Here is a 20,151-nt window from a genome sequence, read left to right on the forward strand (position 1 = left end):
GTCCACGCCCCTAGCCCGCGCGTCGCTCACCCGTCGAGGTGCCGGATCTCGCAGTCGCTGCCCGGCGACAGGATCGCCTCGTGCCCGTCGTCGTACCTGACGACCAGCAGCGGACTGTCGTCGTGGCCGCGGACCTCGATCACCTCACCGGTGCGCTCAGCGGCCCCCACGGTGCGCCCGTGGATGACCACGCGATCGCCGACGCTGGCTCGCATGCGGATCACCTCCGCTGCTCACGATACGACCTCGCCGCAGTCGCGGCTACGGGTGGTCTGCGCACGTTCGGCGCCCGGCCGGAGGCTACAGGCGCGCCCCGTCGTCGTCGGGGTTGTCGAGCCCGACGCTCTTTCCGCGCCACGACTCGTACGCCATCAGCCAGCCGATCGATACGGCGAAGGCGAGGATGAGGCCCAGCCACAGGTTTCCCCAGATCAGTCCGAAGACGATCCCGAGCGTGAACAGCAGGGCGGTGCCGAAGGCCCAGCCGGTGTGGCCGCGCGTCCAGCCGCGTCGCGTCGAACTCATGCGGCCAGCCTACGGTGCGCCGCCCGGGACCCGGGCGGCGCACCGGGCACGGCTCGCCGTGTCAGGCCCGCGGCGCGGCAGCGTTGACGGCGACCATCCAGTCGATGCCGAACCTGTCGGTCAGCATCCCGAACTTGCCGCCCCACGGCGGCGTGTCGAAGGGCATCGCGACGGTGCCGCCGTCGGCCAGCGCGTTCCAGAAACCGGTCAGCTGCTCCTCGTCGTCGCCGCTGACCGAGACGGAGATGCCGGCCGGCTTCGCGTAGGGCATCGACGACGGAGTGTCGGCGCCCATGATCACGAACCCGTCCGGCGTGGTGAGCTGGGCGTGCATCACGAGGGTCTTCTCGGCGGGGTCGTCGACCATCCCTTCGAAGCCCTCGAACGTGTCGATCTCGAGGTCGCCGCCGAAAACGCTCTGGTAGAAGGTCATCGCGTCGCGGGCCTCCGTGCGGAAGGAGAGGTAGGGGTTGAGGCTGGGCATGTCGCCCTCCTTGGAGTGGTGGGGAACGGGGTGGATGCCGCGCCCGGCCGCGTGGCGCATCCCAGTGTTCCCCCACCCTCCGACATCCACAACGGGTTCTCCGGTGGCCGATCGACGACGAGACGATTGACCCGGCATCCACCCCTCCGCTACCGTGACGAGTCCGTGCCGCCGGCACGGATCATGATGAGCCGAGAGGACGTGGAATGAGCGCGCAGCGCGAACTCCGCTTCGCCGCGGTCCTGGGTCAGCAGCCCAATGACCGCTACGAGTCGTCCCCTCCGGCGCAGGCCGTGTAGCAGCATCCCGCTGAATCCACGCCCCGCACCGCACAGGTCCGGGGCTTTTCCTTTGTTGGAGACCCTCGGGCCGCAGGCCCATCGCTCTCCGCGTGCTCCGTCCGGGGCACCGCACGCAAGGAAAGGAATCATGGAGAGGCTCTCCGCACGGCTGCTCTCGTGGGCGAGCCTGATCGACGAGAAGACCGTCGAGCAGGCGCGCACCTCGAGCCGCATGCCGTTCATCCACCCGCACCTGGCGCTCATGCCCGATGCGCACCTCGGCAAGGGCGCCACCGTGGGGTCGGTCATCCCGACCCTCGGCGCGATCATGCCCGCCGCCGTCGGCGTCGACATCGGGTGCGGCATGATCGCCGTGCGCACCCGGTTCACCCGGGCGCAGCTCGTCGAGCGCGACCTCACGCAGCTGCGCGAGCAGATCGAGCGCGCCGTGCCGCTGTCGGCCGGCCGCGACAACCGCAAGGTCGTCGCGACCGCCGAGCCGCGCGTCGCCGAGCTCGAGGAGCTCGCCGAGAAGGCGGAGTTCGACCCCGGCCGCTACGCGGGGCACTGGCGGCACCAGCTGGGGTCGCTCGGCTCGGGCAACCACTTCATCGAGGTGTCGGTCGACGAGCTCGACCGGGTGTGGATGTTCCTGCACTCGGGCTCGCGGGGCGTGGGCAACAAGATTGCCACGCACCACATCGGGGTCGCGCAGCGGCTCGCGAAGAAGTGGGCGATCGAGCTTCCCGATCCCGACCTCGCGTACCTCGTGGAGGGCACCGATGAGTTCCGCCGGTACATCCGGGAGCTGCGCTGGGCGCAGCACTTCGCGCTGCTGAACCGCGAGGAGATGATGGACCGCGTCGCCCGCCAGCTCGGCGAGCTGATGGGGGAGGCGGTGATCGAGGAGGAGCGGATCAACTGCCACCACAACTTCACCGAGTCCGAGAGGCACTTCGGAAAGCAGGTGTGGGTGTCGCGCAAGGGCGCGATCCAGGCCGATGCCGGCCGGCCCGGGCTCATCCCCGGCTCCATGGGCACGGCCTCCTACGTGGTCGAGGGGCTCGGCAACCCGCTGTCGCTCAACTCGTCGCCGCACGGCGCCGGGCGCGAGTACTCACGGTCGGCGGCCCGGCGCGCGTTCACCCACGCGCAGCTGCGGGAGGCGATGACGGGCATCGAGTTCCGAGACACGGATGCCTTCATCGATGAGATCCCCCAGGCGTACAAGCCGATCGACCGGGTGATGGCCGACGCGGCCGACCTCGTGTCGGTGCGCCACACCCTGCGGCAGCTCGTCAACGTGAAGGGCGATTGAGGTGGATGCCGCGGCCGGCCGCAGCGGCCGGGTGCGGCATCCACTCTCGCGGTTCAGCGGTCGCGGTGGTCTTCGGGATGCAGGCGGGGTGCGCGGCGCGGCTCGTGCGCCCCGCTCGCGCCGATCAGGCGGATGACCCGCTGACGCTGCCCCGCCCACGGGGCCAGCAGGCGCAGCATCCCGTCGTCGTCGGTGCGTTCGCCGGTGAGGGCGTAGCCGACCTCGTGCGCGAGGTGGAAATCCCCGACGCTCACCGCATCCGGGTCGCCGAGTGCGCGGATGCGGGTCTCGGCCGAGGTCCACGGCCCGATGCCCGGCTGGCTGATGAGCACGCGGTCGACCGCCTCGCCGTCGGGGGCGGTCTCGACGGCGCGCACGATCGACTCGCCGCGCGCGGCGGCCCTCGTGACCGTCTTGGCCTGGGGCGGTTCGAGTCCGGCGCGGTGCCAGTCCCACGACGGGATGCGCCGCCACCCGTCGATCGTCGGCGGCGCGAACATCGGATGCGGCGTCGGGCCGGGCGCGCGCTCGCCGTGCCGCGTGACGATGCGCCGCCAGGCGGCGAAGGCCTGCAGGCCGGTGATCTTCTGCTCGAAAATCGCACAGGCGAGCGCGTCGAACACGCGCTCGCTGCGGCCGAGGCGCAAGCCGGGGTTGCGTCGGTGCGCGTCGGCGACGAGGGGATGGATGCCGGCCTCGAAGCCGGACGCGTCATCGAACGCGCCGCACAGCGCGGGAACCTGGCCGAGGGCGTGAACGGCACCAGGACCCCACGCGGCGGCCCTGATGACACCGGGGGCCGTCTCGCGCAGCGCGAGCGTGGCGATGCCTTCCGGCGTGCGGCTCGCGCGCCAGATCACGCGGCCGGAGACCGTCATCGTCGGGTCGCTGCGCCCCCGGCGCTGGAACAGCACCGCGCGCGCGAGGTCCAGCGCGTGGCGCGGGCGGTACTCGGTCTCGAGAGGCCGCTCGTCGGCGCGGCCCGCATCGCGCTCCACCGCGGCGGGCGGGGGCGCGATCGACGTCATGCTCCGACCCTACGCCCCGCCCTCCGACATCGCCCGAAGTACTCGGGTTCGTGGGGCGGTTGCGGTGGGTTCCCGGGGCTGGATGCCGCGCGAAGCGCCCCATGAACGTGTGCGGTCGAGAGTGCGAGGCGTTCGTGGGCGGTTGCGGTGGGTTCCCGGGGTGGATGCCGCGCGAAGCGCCCCATGAACGTGTGCGGTCGAGAGGGCGAGGCGTTCGTGGGGCGGTTCTGGTGGGTTCCCGGGGTGGATGCCGCGCGAAGCGCCCCATGAACGTGTGCGGTCGGGAAGGCGAGGCGTTCGTGGGGCGGTTGCGGTGGGTTCCCGGGGCTGGATGCCGCGCGAAGCGCCCCATGGATGCCGCCCCATGCGGCGCAGAACGGGCCTCAGAAGCGGTCGGGCGAGGGCGTGCCGTGGCCGTAGCGGATGACGACGTCGGCGTGGCGGTCGAAGCGGTAGCCGACGCCGCGCACGGTGCGCACGATGTCCTCGTAGCGACCGAGCTTGGCGCGCAGGCGCCGCACGTGCACGTCGATGGTGCGCTCGCCGGGGGCCTCCTCGTCGGTGGCGCCCTGCCACAGCGACGAGACGAGCTCCGTGCGCTCGATCGTGCTGCCCTCTCGCAGCACGAGGTACTGCAGCAGCTCGAACTCCTTGAAGGTGAACGCGGCCGACTCGCCGTCGATGAGCACGCGCTTGCGGGAGATGTCGACGGTCACACCGCGCGGCGCCTCGACGTCCTCGACGGGCTCCTCCTGCTTGGTGCGCGCGACGGCCGACGGCTCGTGCAGTGCGAGGCGCACGACGTCGACGTCACGACCGCCGGCGCCGACGGGCGCGAGGGCGACGGTCGCGTGGGTCTCGGCCTCGGGGGCGAGCTCGGCGATCGTGCGGCGGAGGGCCTCGACGAGCACGCCGAGCGACACGCCGGAGGCGGCGGCTTTGGCCTCGTCGAGTCCGACGTAGAGGGCGAAGCCGCGCGGGCGGTGCCGGCGGGCAGGCCGTTCGCCGCCGGAGCGTTCGCCGCCGGAGCGGCGGGCGCCGGCGAGGTGGATGCCGTACGCGGCGCGGGCGCGGTCGGGGCGGTGGTCACCGGACGCAGCGCGGCCGGAGCGGCGGCGCGGGTCGCGGGGGCGCCGACGGCGCGGAGGTGGGTGGGACGTTCGAGGAGTGCGGTGTTCGACATGATGATGGGTCCTAGCGGGAGATGAACCCCGGCCGCTGATCGGCCCGGAAAGGGGTTCGGGTGTGATGCTGCTCTGCCCCTCCGAGATCAGGGGCGGGTGCGGAGGCAGCTCGGCTGCGCGTGATCGACGCGCAGGTCCGGTGCTCCGGGGGACTCCACGTCCGGCGCGCCTCCGTGGGGCTGCAGTTCGGGCGGAATCCGGCAGGGGGTCACAGTGCTAGTGGCACATTCGACAACAGATGACAATGCGGCCGGCCATCATCATGCCGGCAGTCCTGTTCGCCTCCCAGGCGGACAGAGAACGCGCGTTGTCAGTCATGTGGCCGATTATGACGGAGTGCGTCGGCATACGTCAAATCGCTCGATGCCGCAAGGCCGAGCGTCGGAGAATGCGCCACAATGCTCAATCCGCGACCATGGTACGCGGTCTGCCGGGCCTCGACACGCAGTTTCACCGCTTCGCCACGCGTCCTGAGAGCGCTCTCTCGCTTATGTTGCCAATTCCGCGAAAAGGCTTGCGCTCCCGCTCGCGATCGCGCTAGCATCCCAGTCGAAGCGCTTCGCGAAGCGTTTCGACAACCAGGACAATCAGGACAACCAGACGACGGAGTCGACATGGCGAGGATCAACGAGGTGGCCGAGGCCGCCGGCGTGTCGATCAGCACCGTCTCCTACGCACTGAGCGGCAAGCGGCCTGTCTCGCCGGCCACGCGCAAGCGCGTCGAAGATGCCGTGCAGCGCCTGGGCTACAGCCCGAACGCGGGCGCCCGAATGCTCGCCGGACGCCGCACGAACATCTTCGCGCTCACCGAGCCGCTGCGCCGCGACACGCACGCCCCCACCCACATGGCCTTCGTGCTCGCCACCGCGGTGGCCGCGCGCCGCCACGATTACGACATCCTGCTGCTCACCGACGAGCAGGCCCGCGCCGGTATGAGCCGGGTCGCCGCCAACGGGCTCGTCGACGCGATCCTCGTGCTCGATGTCGCCCCCGACGACGAGCGGGCCGCCCTGTCGCGACTCATCGCGACGCCGACCGTCTTCATCGGCGTTCCCGATGACCACGCCGGCCTCGTCTGCGTCGACCTCGATTTCGAGGCGGCGGCCGCGCTCGCCGTCGACCGTCTCGCCGACGCGGGCCACGCGCGCATCGGCCTGATCGGCCAGCACGCCGTCGCGTACGAGAAGTCGAACTTCCCTCCCCGCGTGAAGGCGGCGTTCGAGCGTCGCGCCGACGAGCGCGGCATCCACCATGACTTCCGCGTGAGCGGGCACGCCCAGCCCGATCTCGCCGTCGCCCGGCGCGCGGTGCGCGAGATGCTCGCCGATGAGGTGACCGGCCTGGTGCTGCACTGCACCGAGGAGGAGCACGCCGCCGTGCTGCGCGAGCTCGCCGCACAGGGCCTCCGTGTGCCGGGCGACATCTCGGTCGTCGCCGTCGGAGCGAGCTTCGACACCGAGGCGCACGAGGTGCCGGTCGACACCGTTCCGCTCATCCCCGCCGCCTCGTGCGAGCGGGCCGTGACGCTCGCGCTGGAATGTCTCGGCGCTGAGCGTCCCGAGCCGGGCGTCCGGCTCATCGATCCCGTGTACCACGACCACGCTTCGGTCGCGCCCCCGCGGCGCCTCTGACGCCCACCGCCCCCGGGCGGCCTTCGCGCGACGTTCATCGAAGCGCTTCGACAACTTCACACGATCACACCCCGACCACCGCTGGTCACCGAGAAAGGATGCCGAAGATGGCACGACACACCCCCCGCCGCACCCGCGTGCTCGCGGCTGCGAGCACCCTCACCGTCGCAGGCCTCGCCCTGGCCGGCTGCGCCGGCTCGAGCGCCGGCGAGAGCGACGACACGCTGACGCTCTGGCACTACGAGGGCGCGAACAGCGCCATGGGCATCGCCTGGGACGAGGCGATCCGCGTCTTCGAGGAGGAGACGGGCGCCACCGTCGAGTTCGAGGAGAAGAGCTTCGAGCAGATCCGCTCGACCGCCAGCCAGGTGCTCAACTCCGACGAGGCCCCCGACCTCATGGAGTTCAACAAGGGCAACGCCACGGCCGGGCTCCTCGCCAGCCAGGGCCTGCTCACCGACATCAGCGACGCGGTCGACGAGTTCGGCTGGGACGACATGCTCGCCCCGTCCCTGCAGACCACCGCGCGGTACGACGAAGACGGCGTCATGGGCTCGGGCGCCTGGTACGGCATCCCGAACTACGGCGAGTTCGTCACCGTGTACTACAACGAGGACGCCTTCGCCGAGGCGGGCCTGGAGATCCCGACCACCTACGACGAGTTCATCGACGTGCTCGACGCGTTCGTCGCGCAGGGGGTCACGCCGCTCGCCGAGGCGGGGCTGGAGTACCCGCTCGGCCAGCTCTGGTACCAGCTCGCCCTGAGCCAGGCCGACCGTCAGTTCGTGAACGACTACCAGCTCTACGAGAACCCGGTGGACTGGACCGGTGACGAGATCACCTACGCCACCGAGACCCTGCTCGACTACGTCGACGCGGGCTACATCTCGTCCGACGTGACGGGCCTGAAGGCCGAGGACGCCGGCGTGTCGTTCATCAACGGCTCGGCGCCGATCTTCATCTCGGGCAGCTGGTGGTACGGCCGCTTCGTCGACGAGATCTCGGGCTTCGACTGGGGCCTGTTCCCCTTCCCGGACAGCGACCTGAGCCTGGGCTCGTCGGGCAACCTGTGGGTCGTGCCCGAGCGCGCCGGCGACAAGGACCTCGCCTACGAGTTCATCGACATCACGATGCGCCCCGAGATCCAGGCGCTCATCGGCAACAACGGCGGCCTGCCGGTCGCCGCCGACGAGGCCGACATCACCGATGAGAAGAGCCTCGAGCTCATCCAGGCGTTCAACGCGGTCAACGAGAAGGACGGCCTGTCGTTCTACCCCGACTGGCCCACCCCCACCTTCTACGACACGATCGTCGCCGAGCTCCAGGAGCTCATCAACGGCACGAAGACGCCCGAAGAGGTCCAGCAGTCCCTCGGCGACGAGTACGACGCGTACGTCGACGACTTCCGCTGAGTCGAAAGAGGTGGATGCCGCGCACGCCGCGCGGCGCGGCATCCACCCTCCCTCTCACACACCCCGAAAGCCCACCGGTCAGGAGATCGACATGTCCGCCGTCCCGTTCGTGCGCGAAGCGAGAGCGAAGCGCGCGAAGCTCCCTCCCGAGGAGCCGCTCATCCCCGATCGCCGCAGCCGCGCCTCGCTCGGATACTGGCTCTACCTGGTTCCGGGCCTGCTGCTGCTGACGGTGGTCATCATCGTTCCGCTCGTGTGGAACGTCTACCTCAGCTTCACCGAGTGGCGCGGCATCCGCCCGCCCGTGTGGATCGGCCTCGAGAACTGGATCGAGCTGTTCGGTGATGCGAAGTTCTGGACCTCCTTCGCCAACAGCATCTGGATGATCGTCGCCATGGTCATCGTGCCGACCGTGGTCGGCCTGATCCTCGCGGCCCTCCTGTTCGACGTCGTCGGCCGCAAGTTCGGCGGGAAGCTCGCGAGCTTCCTGCGCGCCACCTACTACCTGCCGCAGATCCTCCCCGTGGTCATCGCGGGCATCGTGATCGGCTGGATCCTGCGCCCGGGCGACGGCGCCCTGAACGTGATCCTCACCAACATCGGGCTCGAGCAGCTCACCCACAACTGGCTCGGCAGCCCCGACACGGCCCTGGCGAGCATCATGGTCGTGCTCGTGTGGGTGCAGATCGGCTACCCGGTCGTCATCTTCATGGCCGCGCTGCAGCGCGTCGACCCCGAGCTCTACGAGGCGGCCGAGCTCGACGGCGCCAACTGGTTCCAGCGCTTCCGCGCGATCACGGTGAGTATCATCCGCCCCGAGATCTACGTCGTCACCCTCACCTGCACGATCGCCGCGCTCAAGGTCTTCGGCCCGGTGTACGTGCTCACCCGCGGCGGCCCCGGCACCTCGACGATCGTGCCGGCGTACTACGCGTACACCGAGTTCTTCCAGTCCCAGCAGGTCGGCTACGGCGCGACGATCGCGACGGCCCTGACGGTCGTCATCGCGATCGTGTCGGTGCTGTTCATCCGCGCGCAGAACGCCGCGGAGCGCAAGGAAAGGGCGGGTCTGTGATGGTCACCCAGCTTCCCGCAGAGACCACGAGCACGCGCGCCCTCATCGCGAGCAAGCCGCGGGGGCTCGGAAAGCCGCGCCCGCGCGGCGGCATGAACAAGAAGAGCGGCGTCGACTGGCTGATGCTCGCGTTCGCGGTCGTCGCCGCGATCCTCATCATCGCGCCGTTCTATCTGATCCTCGTGAACTCGTTCAAGTCGCCCGCCGACTACGCCAACAACGGCGTGCTCGGCCTTCCGACGACGCTGTACTTCGACGGCATCGTCGCCTTCTGGGAGCGCGTGCAGTTCCCCCGCGTGCTGTGGAACTCGATCTTCATCTCCGGCACCGTCGCGGTGCTGGCGGTGCTGCTGTCGGTGCTGAACGCGTTCGCGATCGGCATCGGCCGCATCAAGGGCCGCTCCTGGATCGTGCTGCTGTTCCTGCTGGCGAACCTGCTGCCGCAGGAGGGCCTGCTCTACCCGCTGTACTACATGTTCAAGTCGGTCGGGCTCTACGACAACGTGTGGTCGGTCATCATCATCTTCACGGTGATCCAGGCGGCCTTCGGAACCTACCTTCTGTCGGCGGTCTACGGCACGTTCCCCAAGGAGGTGCTCGAGGCGGCGGCGATCGACGGCGCGACGCGCTGGCAGATCCTGTGGCGGGTGATCTTCCCGATCAGCCGGCCCACCCTGTCGGTGCTGCTCGTGTTCTTCTTCATCTGGACGTGGAACGAGTTCCTGATCCCGCTGACGTTCCTCGTCTCGAACGCGAATCAGACGGTTCCGGTGGCCATCAGCGTGCTGCAGGGCGATCGCCTCATGGATGTCACGACCACGAGCGCCTCGGCCCTGCTGGGACTCATCCCCACCATCATCTTCTTCCTCATCTTCCAGCGCACGCTCGCGCGCGGCATCACGGCAGGAGCAGTCAAGTAATGAAGTTCACCGACGGGTTCTGGCAGCTGCGTCCCGGCGTCACCGCGCTCTACGCGCAGGAGGCGTACGACATCTGGCAGACCGACACCGCCGACGGCCCGGGGCTCGTGATCACCGCGCCGACGAAGGCCATCGCCGGTCGCGGCGACACGCTCAACCGCGCGGTCCTGACCACGACGATCTCCTCGCCCGCCGAGGGCGTGGTGCGCGTGCGCATCGCCCACCACGAGGGCGGGACGTGGCACGGCGGGTTCGCACTGCCGGGTGCGGCCGCCGCCGGGGAGGGCGCGGGCGCGGCATCCATCGAGGAGGGTGCGGGAGTGCTCGTCTCGGGGGCCCTCACCGCGCGGATCGCGCCCGGCGCACCGTGGAGCCTCGCGTTCGAGGTCGACGGCCGGCGTGTGACCGGCAGCGGACACAAGGCGCAGGGCTACGTGCAGCTGGGCTCGCAGGCCCAGGTCGATCCGGGCATCGTGGGCGCGGCGCCGGGGGCGGCGCTGGCCGACACATACCTGCACGAGCAGCTCGATCTCGGGGTCGGGGAGCTGATCTACGGACTCGGGGAGCGCTTCGGCCCGCTGGTCAAGAACGGCCAGACCGTCGAGGTGTGGAACGCCGACGGCGGCACCTCGAGCGAGCAGGCGTACAAGAACGTGCCGTTCTACCTCTCCAGCGCCGGCTACGGCGTGCTCGTCAACGACCCCGGCCACGTGTCGTTCGAGGTGGGCAGCGAGTCCGTCGAGCGGGTGCAGTTCTCGGTGTCGGGGGAGGCGCTGGAGTATTTCGTGTTCGCCGGTCCCACCCCGAAGGACGTGCTGAACCGCTACACGGCGCTCACCGGCCGCCCGCCGGTGGTGCCGGCGTGGTCATACGGCCTGTGGCTGTCGACGTCGTTCACCACGGACTACGACGAGCAGACCGTGACGTCGTTCATCGACGAGATGGCGGCCCGCGAGCTGCCGGTGTCGGTCTTCCACTTCGACTGCTTCTGGATGCGCGAGTTCAACTGGTGCGACTTCGAGTGGGATCCGCGCGTGTTCCCGGACCCCGACGGCATGCTCGCGCGGCTGCACGAGAAGGACCTGCGCGTGTGCGTGTGGATCAATCCGTACATCGGCCAGCGCTCGCCGCTGTTCGCCGAGGCGGCCGCGCAGGGCTTCCTGGTGACGCGCCCCGACGGCTCGGTGTGGCAGTGGGACCTGTGGCAGGCGGGCATGGGCCTGGTCGATTTCACGAACCCCGACGCGACCGCGTGGTATCAGTCGAAGCTGCGCGCGCTGGTCGACCAGGGCGTGGACTGCTTCAAGACCGACTTCGGCGAGCGGATCCCCACCGACGTCGTGTGGGCCGACGGCGCCGACCCCGAGCGCATGCACAACCTGTACACGCACCTCTACAACCGGGCCGTGCACGACGTGCTGGTCGACGCGCGGGGCGAGGGCGACGCGGTGCTGTTCGCCCGCTCGGCCACCGCCGGCGGCCAGTCGATGCCGGTGCACTGGGGCGGCGATTCGACCTCGACGTTCGCGTCGATGGCCGAGACCCTCCGCGGCGGCCTGTCGCTCGCGTTGAGCGGCTTCGCGTACTGGTCGCATGACATCGGCGGCTTCGAGGGCACGCCGGATGCCGGCGTGTTCAAGCGCTGGACCGCCTTCGGCCTGCTCGGCTCGCACTCCCGCTTCCACGGCTCGCAGTCCTACCGGGTGCCGTGGCAGTTCGACGAGGAGGCCGTCGAGGTCACTCGCGTCTTCACCCGGCTGAAGATGCGGCTCATGCCGTACCTGTACCGACTGGGAATGGATGCCGCGGCCACCGGCGTGCCGGTGATGCGGCCGATGCAGCTCGAGTTCCCCGGCGACCCCGCGGTGGCCTACCTCGACCGGCAGTACATGCTCGGCCCCGATCTGCTGGTCGCCCCGGTGTTCTCCGTCGACGGCGCGGTGGAGTTCTACCTGCCCGCGGGCACCTGGACGTCGCTGTTCACGGGCGAGGAGGTCGAAGGCGGCCGGTGGGTGCGCGAGACGCACGGCTTCGCGTCGCTGCCGCTCTACGCCCGCCCCGGCGCCGTGATCCCGTGGGGCGCCCGCGACGACCGGCCCGACTACGACTACCTCGACGGCCTGCAGCTGCGGGTCTTCGGCGGCGGCACCGGCACGCGGGAGGTGGTCGTCACGACTCCCGACGGGCGCTCCGAGACGCGCACGGCCGACCTGTCGGCGGTCACCCGATGACCGGCTCTCCCGACTACCGGGATTCCGGACTCGTCTTCCCGCCCGGATTCACGTTCGGCTCGGCGACGGCGGCGTACCAGGTCGAGGGTGCCTTCGATGCGGACGGGCGCGGCCCGTCGATCTGGGACACGTTCTCCAAGACGCCGGGGAAGGTGTGGAACGGCGACACCGGAGATGTCGCGTGCGACCACTTCCACCGGTGGGAGGGCGACCTCGATCTCATGGCCGAGCTCGGGCTCGACGCGTATCGGTTCTCGATCGCGTGGCCGCGCATCCAGCCGACCGGCACGGGGGCCCCGAACCAGGCGGGCATCGACTTCTACTCGCGGCTGGTCGACGGGCTCCTCGAGCGCGGCATCCGGCCCGTCGCCACGCTCTACCACTGGGACCTGCCGCAGGCGCTGGAGGATGCCGGCGGCTGGCCGGCGCGGGCGACGGCGGATGCGTTCGAGGAGTACGCCGCGATCATGGGCGCCGCCCTCGGCGACCGCGTGCACACGTGGACCACTCTCAACGAGCCATGGTGCTCGGCGTATCTCGGCTACGGCCAGGGCGGCCACGCTCCCGGCCGGCACGAGCCGGCCGCAGCGCTGGCGGCGGTGCACCACCTGAACCTCGCGCACGGCCGCGCGGTGCAGGCGCTGCGAGAGACCTCGACGGGGGATCCGGACTACTCGCTCACGCTGAACTTCCACGTGCTGCGCGGGGTCGGCGACGGTGCGGGCGAAGCGATGCGGCGCATCGACGCCCTCGCGAACCGGGCGTTCACGCATCCGGTGCTGAAGGGGGAGTACCCGGCCGACCTGCTGGCCGACACCGCGGCGGTGACGGACTGGTCGTTCGTGCACGAGGGCGACCTGGCGGCGATCCATCAGCCGCTCGATGTGCTCGGGGTGAACTATTACTCCACCGCGACCGTGCGCCTGTGGGACGGCGTCTCGCCGAAGCAGATGAACGACGGCCACAAGGGCGCCGCGGGCGGGACCGCGTGGCCGGGCAGCGATCAGCTCGTCGAGTTCGTGGAGCAGCCGGGACCGTACACCGCCATGGGGTGGAACATCGCGCCCGAGGGGCTGGAGGAGCTGCTCGTCGGGCTGTCGGGGGAGTTCCCCGGCCAGCCGCTCATGGTCACCGAGAACGGTGCGGCGTTCGACGACGTCGTGGCCGCCGACGGCTCGGTGCCCGACCCCGAGCGGCTCGACTACCTGCGCCGGCACTTCACCGCCGCCCACCGGGCGATGGAGCGCGGGGTCGACCTGCGCGGCTACTTCGTGTGGTCGCTGCTGGACAACTTCGAGTGGGGATACGGGTACGCCAAGAGGTTCGGGATCGTGCGGGTCGACTTCGACACGCTCGAGCGCACCGTGAAGGACAGCGGCCGCTGGTACGCGGCGCTCGCCGCCACCGGGACGATGCCCTGACCCGTTCGCCGTGAGCCGGCCGTGGGTCGGCGGAGCGTTCGCTGTGACACGCGGGCCCGCCGACCCTCCGCCCCTCCGGGCGGGCGTACCGTGAACGGGTGAGTCAACTGAGCTTTGCGAACGAACCCGACGCTTCGCGCTACACGCTCCGCCGCGGCGATGACCTCGTGAGCGTGCTCGACTATCGCGACGACGGCCGCACGGTGGCCATGACGCGCGCCTACACGGTGCCGACCTTCCGTGGCCACGGCTACGCCGGTGAGGTGGTGGAGCGCGCGGTCGCCGAGATCGAGCGTCGCGGCGACCGGCGGGTGATCCCGGTGTGCTGGTACGTGGCGGACTGGTTCGCCGCCCATCCCGAGCGCGGCGCCGTGCTGCGCGAACCTCCGTCCGGTGGAGCGCGGCGCGCGGCATCCTGACCCCCGCTCCGGCCGCTGTCAACCCCGTTCCCGGCTGCCGCGCGATGGGCGACGCTGGTCTCGGGTGATCTGCGGGACTCGCGGATCATCCGCTCGACGAGAGGAGCCGTGATGAGCACGCCCGACCAGACCACCCGAGCAGCGACCACTTCGGGCAGGACGAGGGACGCGAGACCCTCACGGCCGGCCAGGCCCAGCGCGAGGACGGGGGCCTGGGCGAGAACGGCGAGCAGCGCCTGCCGGCGATGGCGCAGAACGACGCGTCGTCGCTCGAGAAGCTCGCGGGCCTCGTCGCGCAGACCCGCTCGGACGTCGGCGCCGAATCCCTCGATCAGATCCGGCACGTGCTGGGGCAGCGCCTCGAGCAGACCGGCATCGAGCTGCCCGACCACGTCGTCGACGAGCTGGCGCGGCAGATCCACAGCGGAGATCCGGCCGCCCCCGCGACCTCCTGACCGCCGGTCGTACGATGGGCGCATGGAGCGGTCCGCCACCTCTGTCGACGACTACCTCGCCGCCCTCGACGATCCTCGCCGCGATCAGCTCGCGCGCCTGGACGCGCTGATCCGCGAGAGGATGCCGGCCGCGGCGCGTGTGCTGTGGACCGGCGTCTTCTGGGGCGGCACCGACCAGGAGATCATCGGCTACGGGGACTGGTCGTACAGCCGCTCCGACGGCACGCCCGTCGAGTGGTTCCGCGTGGGCGCCGCCCTGCAGAAGAACCACGTGAGCGTCTACCTCAACGCGACCGAGGACGGGCAGTACCTCGCCAAGAAGTACGGCGCCGGCCTCGGCCGTGTGAAGGTCGGCTCGGCTGCGGTCTCGTTCCCGTCGCTCGACCGCATCGACCTCGACGAGCTCGGACGCCTGGTCGCACTGGCCGCGACCGCGGGCGACGACGGAGCCGTCTGAGGCGGCCCGTCGGGCGGTGCTGTCGGGCGGTGCTGTCGGGCGGTGCTGTCGGGCGGTGCTGTCGGGCGGTGCTGTCGGTGCTGTCGGGTGCTGTCGGGCGGTGCTGTCGGGCGGTGCTGTCGGGCGGTGCTGTCGGGCGGTGCTGTCGGGCGGTGCTGTCGGTGCTGCGGGCGGTGCTGGGCGGTGCGGGCGGTGCTGTCGGGCGGTGCGGGCGGTGCTGTCGGGCGGTGCTGCTGTCGGGCGGTGCTGTCGGGCGGTGCTGTCGGGCGGTGCTGTCGGGCGGTGCTGTCGGGCGGTGCTGTCGGGCGGTGCTGTGACGTCAGGCCGCGGTCGGCGCCGGGGCGTCAGGCCGAGGGTGGCGGTGCGTTCTCAGGCGGCGCCCCGGGCGTCAGGCCGCGGTCGGGTGCAGGTGCGCGCCGATCGGTCGCGGCCACGAAGCCCTGGTGACCCGACGCGCGGTGAGGGTGCGGGCCGCGTCGGCCCACGCCTCGGCCGCGCGGGCCTCGCGGCGCTCGCGGATGCTGACCATGATCGCGTGCTCCCGTGCCCGGCGGGCGCTCTCGTGACGGTGCTCGTATTCGGCGGCGGTGACAAGCAGCAGCATGATTTCCTCCGTTGGTTCCGATGTCGGCAACGTACGCCGGGGGTCCGACATTGCCGCCATCGGCCACCTCGGCAGGAATCGCACGCCGCTCGGCAGGAAGCGCACGCCCGATGCGGCGACCCTCCGCCGGCCTGTCCGGCGATGTCGCAGCCCCCGCCTACCGTTTTCTCCATGCGGATCCTGCACACCTCCGACTGGCACATCGGCCGGTCCTTCCACGGGCACTCGACCCTCGCCGCCCTGCGCGGCGTGCTCGACGTGCTGGTGGTGCAGGTCCGCGAGCACCGGGTCGACGTCGTGGTCGTCGCCGGCGACGTGTTCGACTCCGCCGCCCCCGCCGCCGCGTGCTACGCCGTGCTCACCGACGCGCTCGCCGCGCTGTCCGACGCGGGCGCCCAGGTGATCGTCACCAGCGGCAACCACGATTCCGCGGCCCGTCTCGGCTTCCAGGCGGCCCTGCTGCGCCAGGGCATCCACGTGGTCACCGACCCGCTCGCGGTGGGCGTGCCGATCACGATCGATGATGCCGACGGGCCGGTGCGGTTCTACCCGATCCCGTTCCTCGAGCCCGCCCTGGTGCGACACCTGTGGGAGGGCGCGGAGCTGCGCTCGCAGCATCAGACGATCGCGCACGCGATGGGGCTGATCCGCGACGACCTCGCCGTGCGCGGCGGGCGCTCGGTGGTCATCTCGCACTGCTTCGCCGCGGGAGTGGATGCCACGCCCGGCGTCGAGCGGGAGATCCGGCAGGGCACGCTCGACGTCGTGCCGCTGTCCGTGTTCGACGGGCCCGACTATGTGGCGCTCGGCCACATCCACGGGCGACAGAGGCTCTCCGACCGCGTGCGGTACGCGGGGGCGCCGCTGCACTACAGCTTCGGCGAGGCGGACAAGCCCCGCGGCTCCTGGCTCGTCGACCTCGACGCAGATGGGTTCGCCGACGCACAGTGGCTGGATCTCCCCGTTCCGCGTCGGCTGGTGACCCTGCGCGGCCCGCTCGACGACCTGCTCGACGACCCCGCCCACGCCGCGGCGGAAGACGCCTGGGTGTGCGCGCAGTACACCGATGCCACGCCCCAGCCCGACCCCATGCGACGTCTGCTGGCCCGCTTCCCCTTCTGCGCCACGGTCGTGCACACCCCGCTGCAGCAGCGGGCCGACGACGGCCGCACGTACGCCGACCGTGTGCGCGCGGCGCGGTCCGACGCGGAACTCATCGACGCGTTCCTCACGCACGTGCGCGACGGAGAGGCCGCATCCGAGCGGGAGGCCGCCATCATCCGCGACGTCATCGGCGAGCGCTCCCTCGCGGAGGCCTCGGCGTGAGACTGCATCGACTCGAGCTCGAGGGCTTCGGCCCGTTCCGCACCCGCCAGGCCGTCGATCTCGACGCATTCGCCGGCGACGGCATCTTCCTCATCGCCGGCCGCACCGGCGCAGGCAAGTCGAGTGTGCTCGACGGCATCTGCTTCGCCCTCTACGGCGGCGTGCCCCGCTACGACGGTGCCGAGAAGCGCCTGCGCAGCGACCACTGCGCGCCCGATGAGGCGACCCGCGTCACGGTCGAGTTCACGGCGGCCGACCGGCGCTGGCGGGTCACACGCTCGCCCGAGTACTCGCGCGCCAAGAAGCGGGGCAGCGGCACGACGGTGGTCGGGGCGGAAGCGCAGCTCGACGAGTTCGTCGACGGGCGCTGGGTGGGCCATTCGTCCGGCCCCCGCAACGTCGGGCTCGCACTCGATGAGATCGTCGGGCTCAGCCAGCAGCAGTTCCTGCAGGTGATCCTTCTCGCGCAGAACCGGTTCGCGGAGTTCCTGCTGGCCAAGAACGACGAGCGACAGAAGCTGCTGCGCAGGCTGTTCGGCACCCGGCGGTACGAGGACTACCAGGCGGCCTTCGACGAGCGACGCCGCGACGCGGAGCGCGCGGTCGCCACCGCCGGCGGCGCCGTCGATCTCCTGCTGGGCGAGGCCGAGCGAACGCTGGCCGACGCCCGACTCGCCGGCGACGCGGCGCCGACAGGGGGTGCTGCCGGCGAGAGCGCCGCAGTCGTTGGTGCCGACGGTGGGCTCGGGGCTGAGGGCGCGGTGAGCGGCGGCCCCGCCGCCGCGGTTCCGGCCGGCGCTCCCCGTGGGGAGGTTCCCGGGAGCCAGACGGCGCGTCTCGAGGCGCTCGAGGTCGGGCTCCAGCGGGCCGACTACCGCGTCGAGACCCTTGTCCGCGAGCGTGCCGAGGCCGACGCGGGCCACGCGGCGGCCGATGCCGCGCACGCGGCGGCCCGCGGCCTGCGCGATGCGCAGGTGCGTCGCAGGCGGGCGCGCGACGAGCTCGCCGCGCTCGAGAGCCGCGAAAAGGCCGTGGCCGACGACCGCCGCACCCTCGATCGGGCTCTGGCCGCCGAGGTGCTCCGCGCGCCGATCGAGATCTCCGCGGTCGCCGCTGCAGGGCTCCGCGCGCGCGAGGCCGCGCTCGTCGACGCGATCGGCGACTGGCGTCGGGTCGCGCCGGCGACCGCCGCGTCATCCGGCCTCGAGCACCCCGTTCCGCAGGCTGTCGCGCTGCGCGAGGAGGTGGCCCGCCTCACCGGCGACATCGCGGTGTGGCGCGCCGCGGAATCGGCGGAGCGCGAGATCGAAGAGCTCGACGTACAGCGGGAGAGGGAGCGTCGGCAGGAGGCCGCGGCGACCGCCCATCTCGTCCGCCTCGATGCGGAGGCCGCCGAGCGCCCTGGAATGCTCGCCGACCTCGACGAGCGCCTCGCGTCCGCGCGCGACGCCGCCGGCTCTCTCGATGCGGCGCGCGCACGCGCCGACGATGTGGCCGCTCGGCTCGCGGCCGCGCGCGAGGGCGAGCGTCTCGCCGAACGCTCGCGCACGCTCGATGCGTCCTACCTCCAGGCTGCCGCCGTGCTCGACACCGCGCGCGCGGCGGTGACCGACCTGCTGCGCCGCCGGCTCGCGGGGCACGCCGGCGAGCTCGCGGCGGCACTCGCGCCCGGTGAGCCGTGCGGGGTGTGCGGTGCGCTCGAGCACCCGCATCCGGCCGCGCCGACGACCGACCCCGTCACCGACGAGCAGGTCGCCGCCGCCGAGTCGGCACGAGACGCCGCGGCCCGCGCAGACAGCGACGCCGCCGACGCCGCCCGCACCGCCCGCGCCGCGGTCGCGGAAGCCACCGCCCGCGCCGGCGGAGACGACACCGCGACCCTCGTCCGGAGCACCGACGAAGCGGCTGCCGCCCTCGCCCGCGCGGAGGCCGCCGCCGCTCGGCGCGACGCCCTCGTCATCGAGCGCGCGTCGCTCGTGGCAGCCGACGAGGCCGCTCGGGCCGACCGGGAGCGGTCGGCCGCCGAGGTCGCCGAGCACGGTGCCGCGCTGGCGGCTCTCGACGCCCGTATCGCCGCCGCGGCCCGCGTCGTCGACGCGGCGCGCGGCGAGCACGCGAGTGTGCGCGCCCGCATCGACGACGCCGACCGCCGACGAATGGCGGCGGCGGCGCTGGCCGACGCCGTCGACGCGCGCGACAGCGCTGTGGCCGCTGCCGAGCGTGCCGCCGGCGACCTCGCTGAGCGCCTGGCAGCAACGGACTTCGCCGACGCGGGCGAGGCCGCCGCCGCGCTATGCGACCTCGCCACCCGCAGCGGTCTCGATGACGGCATCCGCGCGCACGAGGTCGCTCTCGCGAACGCCCGTGACCGCCTGCTGGAGCTCGAGCTCGCCCTCGCCGGGCAGCCCGACGACCTCGTCGACCTCGCTGTCACCGAGGGCGCGCTGGCCGACGCCCGCGAGCGCTGGTCGAGGGCGGTCGATGCCGCCGCGCACGCGCAGCAGACGGCGACCCGGGCGCGGGAGCTCGTCGGCCGTGCGCGGGACGGGCATGCCGCGATCGCCGATCTCGCCGCCGACCACGCCGTGATCGTGCGTCTGGCCGACACCGTCGCCGGGCGCGCCCCCAACACGCACCGCATGGCGCTCGAGTCCTTCGTGCTGGCCGCCGAGCTCGAGGAGATCGTCGACGCGGCGAACCTGCGCCTCGACGACATGTCGGCGGGGCGCTACCGACTGCTCCACACCGATGCGCTGGCCTCGCGGGGTGCGGCATCAGGGCTCGGCATCCTGGTCCTCGACGCGCACACCGGTCAGCCCCGGCCGGCCCAGTCGCTGTCGGGCGGCGAGACCTTCCTGGCGTCGCTCTCGCTCGCGCTCGGCCTCGCCGAGGTGGTCACCGCGCGCGCCGGGGGAGTGCGGCTGGACACACTGTTCATCGATGAGGGGTTCGGCTCGCTCGATGAAGACACGCTCGAGCTCGCGATGCGCACCCTCGACGAACTGCGTCAGGGGGGTCGCACCGTCGGGCTCATCAGCCACGTCGCCGCGATGCGGGAGCAGATCCCCGCGCAGCTGCGCGTGGCGGCGACACCGCAGGGTCCGAGCGTCATCACCCAAGACGCCCTGGTGAGCACATGAATCGAGATCGTTGCCCGCCGCACGGTGCGGGGTGTAGTGTCGCGCCAGGTCGACGCTGAGGGATCGATCGCCGACGACGAACGGGGAGCCGATCGTCTACCGCCGGAATCACGCCGGTCACGGTGCGCCGTGGACTGGAGGCCTCCGGCCGCGGTTCGCCGCGCCCGCATTCCGACGACGACGACGTTCACGGGAGACCTTCATGCATCTGTCCACACGGGCGCGCCGCGCCCTCGCCAC

General features: G+C 71.7%; 17 protein-coding genes and 1 pseudogene. 12 read left to right on the forward strand and 6 right to left on the reverse strand.

Annotated features, from left to right (window positions below; translation table 11 throughout):
• Positions 1 to 26 precede the first annotated feature (26 nt).
• From HQM25_RS03085 to HQM25_RS03095, 3 genes are all read right to left on the reverse strand, one after another.
• Positions 27 to 215 carry a DUF1918 domain-containing protein gene (locus HQM25_RS03085; protein ID WP_172988913.1) on the reverse strand — a complete coding sequence of 63 codons (189 nt, stop codon included), beginning with the start codon at positions 213 to 215 and terminating at the stop codon, positions 27 to 29.
• A gap of 85 nt (positions 216 to 300) precedes the next feature.
• Complete coding sequence (locus HQM25_RS03090) at positions 301 to 525, reverse strand: hypothetical protein (protein ID WP_172988914.1); 225 nt, start codon at positions 523 to 525, stop codon at positions 301 to 303.
• Positions 526 to 586: 61 nt separating this feature from the next.
• Complete coding sequence (locus HQM25_RS03095) at positions 587 to 1,009, reverse strand: VOC family protein (protein ID WP_172988915.1); 423 nt, start codon at positions 1,007 to 1,009, stop codon at positions 587 to 589.
• A 429-nt stretch (positions 1,010 to 1,438) separates the two neighbouring features.
• Between HQM25_RS03095 and HQM25_RS03100 the strand changes: the two genes are divergently transcribed.
• Complete coding sequence (locus tag HQM25_RS03100; RefSeq protein ID WP_172988916.1) at positions 1,439 to 2,608, forward strand: RtcB family protein; 1,170 nt, start codon at positions 1,439 to 1,441, stop codon at positions 2,606 to 2,608.
• Between the two features lie 53 nt (positions 2,609 to 2,661).
• On the opposite strand, the gene HQM25_RS03105 is transcribed toward HQM25_RS03100, so the two are convergent.
• Entirely contained in the window at positions 2,662 to 3,636 is a 975-nt protein-coding gene (locus HQM25_RS03105) for a DNA-3-methyladenine glycosylase family protein (protein ID WP_172988917.1), read from the reverse strand.
• Between the two features lie 383 nt (positions 3,637 to 4,019).
• Positions 4,020 to 4,819 (reverse strand): annotated as a pseudogene (locus HQM25_RS17945) (winged helix-turn-helix domain-containing protein).
• Positions 4,820 to 5,434: 615 nt separating this feature from the next.
• On the opposite strand from HQM25_RS17945, the gene HQM25_RS03115 reads away from it, so the two are divergent.
• The 9 genes from HQM25_RS03115 to HQM25_RS03155 all read left to right on the forward strand — a co-directional run bounded on the left by HQM25_RS03115 (position 5,435) and on the right by HQM25_RS03155 (position 14,841).
• A complete protein-coding gene (locus tag HQM25_RS03115; protein ID WP_172988918.1) occupies positions 5,435 to 6,451 on the forward strand; it encodes a LacI family DNA-binding transcriptional regulator in 1,017 nt (338 codons plus the stop codon).
• Between the two features lie 107 nt (positions 6,452 to 6,558).
• Positions 6,559 to 7,863: an ABC transporter substrate-binding protein gene (locus tag HQM25_RS03120; RefSeq protein WP_172988919.1), complete on the forward strand. Its 1,305-nt coding sequence runs from the start codon at positions 6,559 to 6,561 to the stop codon at positions 7,861 to 7,863.
• Positions 7,864 to 7,954: 91 nt separating this feature from the next.
• Positions 7,955 to 8,938, forward strand: a complete 984-nt coding sequence (locus HQM25_RS03125; RefSeq protein ID WP_172988920.1) for a carbohydrate ABC transporter permease — start codon at positions 7,955 to 7,957, stop codon at positions 8,936 to 8,938.
• The gene (locus HQM25_RS03130) at positions 8,938 to 9,858 is read left to right on the forward strand and encodes a carbohydrate ABC transporter permease (RefSeq protein ID WP_172991484.1); all 921 of its coding nucleotides are present in this window, start codon (positions 8,938 to 8,940) and stop codon (positions 9,856 to 9,858) included. Before HQM25_RS03125 ends, HQM25_RS03130 begins: the two co-directional genes overlap by 1 nt.
• Complete coding sequence (yicI, locus tag HQM25_RS03135; protein WP_172988921.1) at positions 9,858 to 12,089, forward strand: alpha-xylosidase; 2,232 nt, start codon at positions 9,858 to 9,860, stop codon at positions 12,087 to 12,089. Before HQM25_RS03130 ends, yicI begins: the two co-directional genes overlap by 1 nt.
• Positions 12,086 to 13,510 (forward strand): glycoside hydrolase family 1 protein, encoded by a 1,425-nt coding sequence (locus tag HQM25_RS03140; RefSeq protein WP_172988922.1) that lies wholly within the window; start codon positions 12,086 to 12,088, stop codon positions 13,508 to 13,510. The genes yicI and HQM25_RS03140 overlap by 4 nt, the downstream gene beginning before the upstream one ends.
• A 98-nt stretch (positions 13,511 to 13,608) precedes the next feature.
• Entirely contained in the window at positions 13,609 to 13,929 is a 321-nt protein-coding gene (locus HQM25_RS03145) for a GNAT family N-acetyltransferase (RefSeq protein ID WP_172988923.1), read from the forward strand.
• A gap of 245 nt (positions 13,930 to 14,174) precedes the next feature.
• Positions 14,175 to 14,384, forward strand: coding sequence for a hypothetical protein (locus tag HQM25_RS03150; RefSeq protein ID WP_172988924.1), 210 nt, complete (start codon positions 14,175 to 14,177; stop codon positions 14,382 to 14,384).
• 22 nt (positions 14,385 to 14,406) lie between these two features.
• The gene (locus tag HQM25_RS03155; RefSeq protein WP_172988925.1) at positions 14,407 to 14,841 is read left to right on the forward strand and encodes a DUF1801 domain-containing protein; all 435 of its coding nucleotides are present in this window, start codon (positions 14,407 to 14,409) and stop codon (positions 14,839 to 14,841) included.
• A gap of 388 nt (positions 14,842 to 15,229) precedes the next feature.
• Here the strand turns inward: HQM25_RS03155 and HQM25_RS03160 are convergent, their stop codons facing one another.
• Complete coding sequence (locus tag HQM25_RS03160; RefSeq protein WP_172988926.1) at positions 15,230 to 15,445, reverse strand: hypothetical protein; 216 nt, start codon at positions 15,443 to 15,445, stop codon at positions 15,230 to 15,232.
• A 171-nt stretch (positions 15,446 to 15,616) separates the two neighbouring features.
• On the opposite strand from HQM25_RS03160, the gene HQM25_RS03165 reads away from it, so the two are divergent.
• Together HQM25_RS03165 and HQM25_RS03170 are read left to right on the forward strand one after the other, a co-directional pair.
• Positions 15,617 to 16,771, forward strand: a complete 1,155-nt coding sequence (locus HQM25_RS03165; RefSeq protein WP_172988927.1) for an exonuclease SbcCD subunit D — start codon at positions 15,617 to 15,619, stop codon at positions 16,769 to 16,771.
• Complete coding sequence (locus HQM25_RS03170) at positions 16,768 to 19,911, forward strand: AAA family ATPase (RefSeq protein ID WP_172988928.1); 3,144 nt, start codon at positions 16,768 to 16,770, stop codon at positions 19,909 to 19,911. The genes HQM25_RS03165 and HQM25_RS03170 overlap by 4 nt, the downstream gene beginning before the upstream one ends.
• Positions 19,912 to 20,151 lie beyond the last annotated feature (240 nt).

The organism is Microbacterium hominis, assembly GCF_013282805.1.
Lineage (GTDB): Bacteria > Actinomycetota > Actinomycetes > Actinomycetales > Microbacteriaceae > Microbacterium > Microbacterium hominis_B.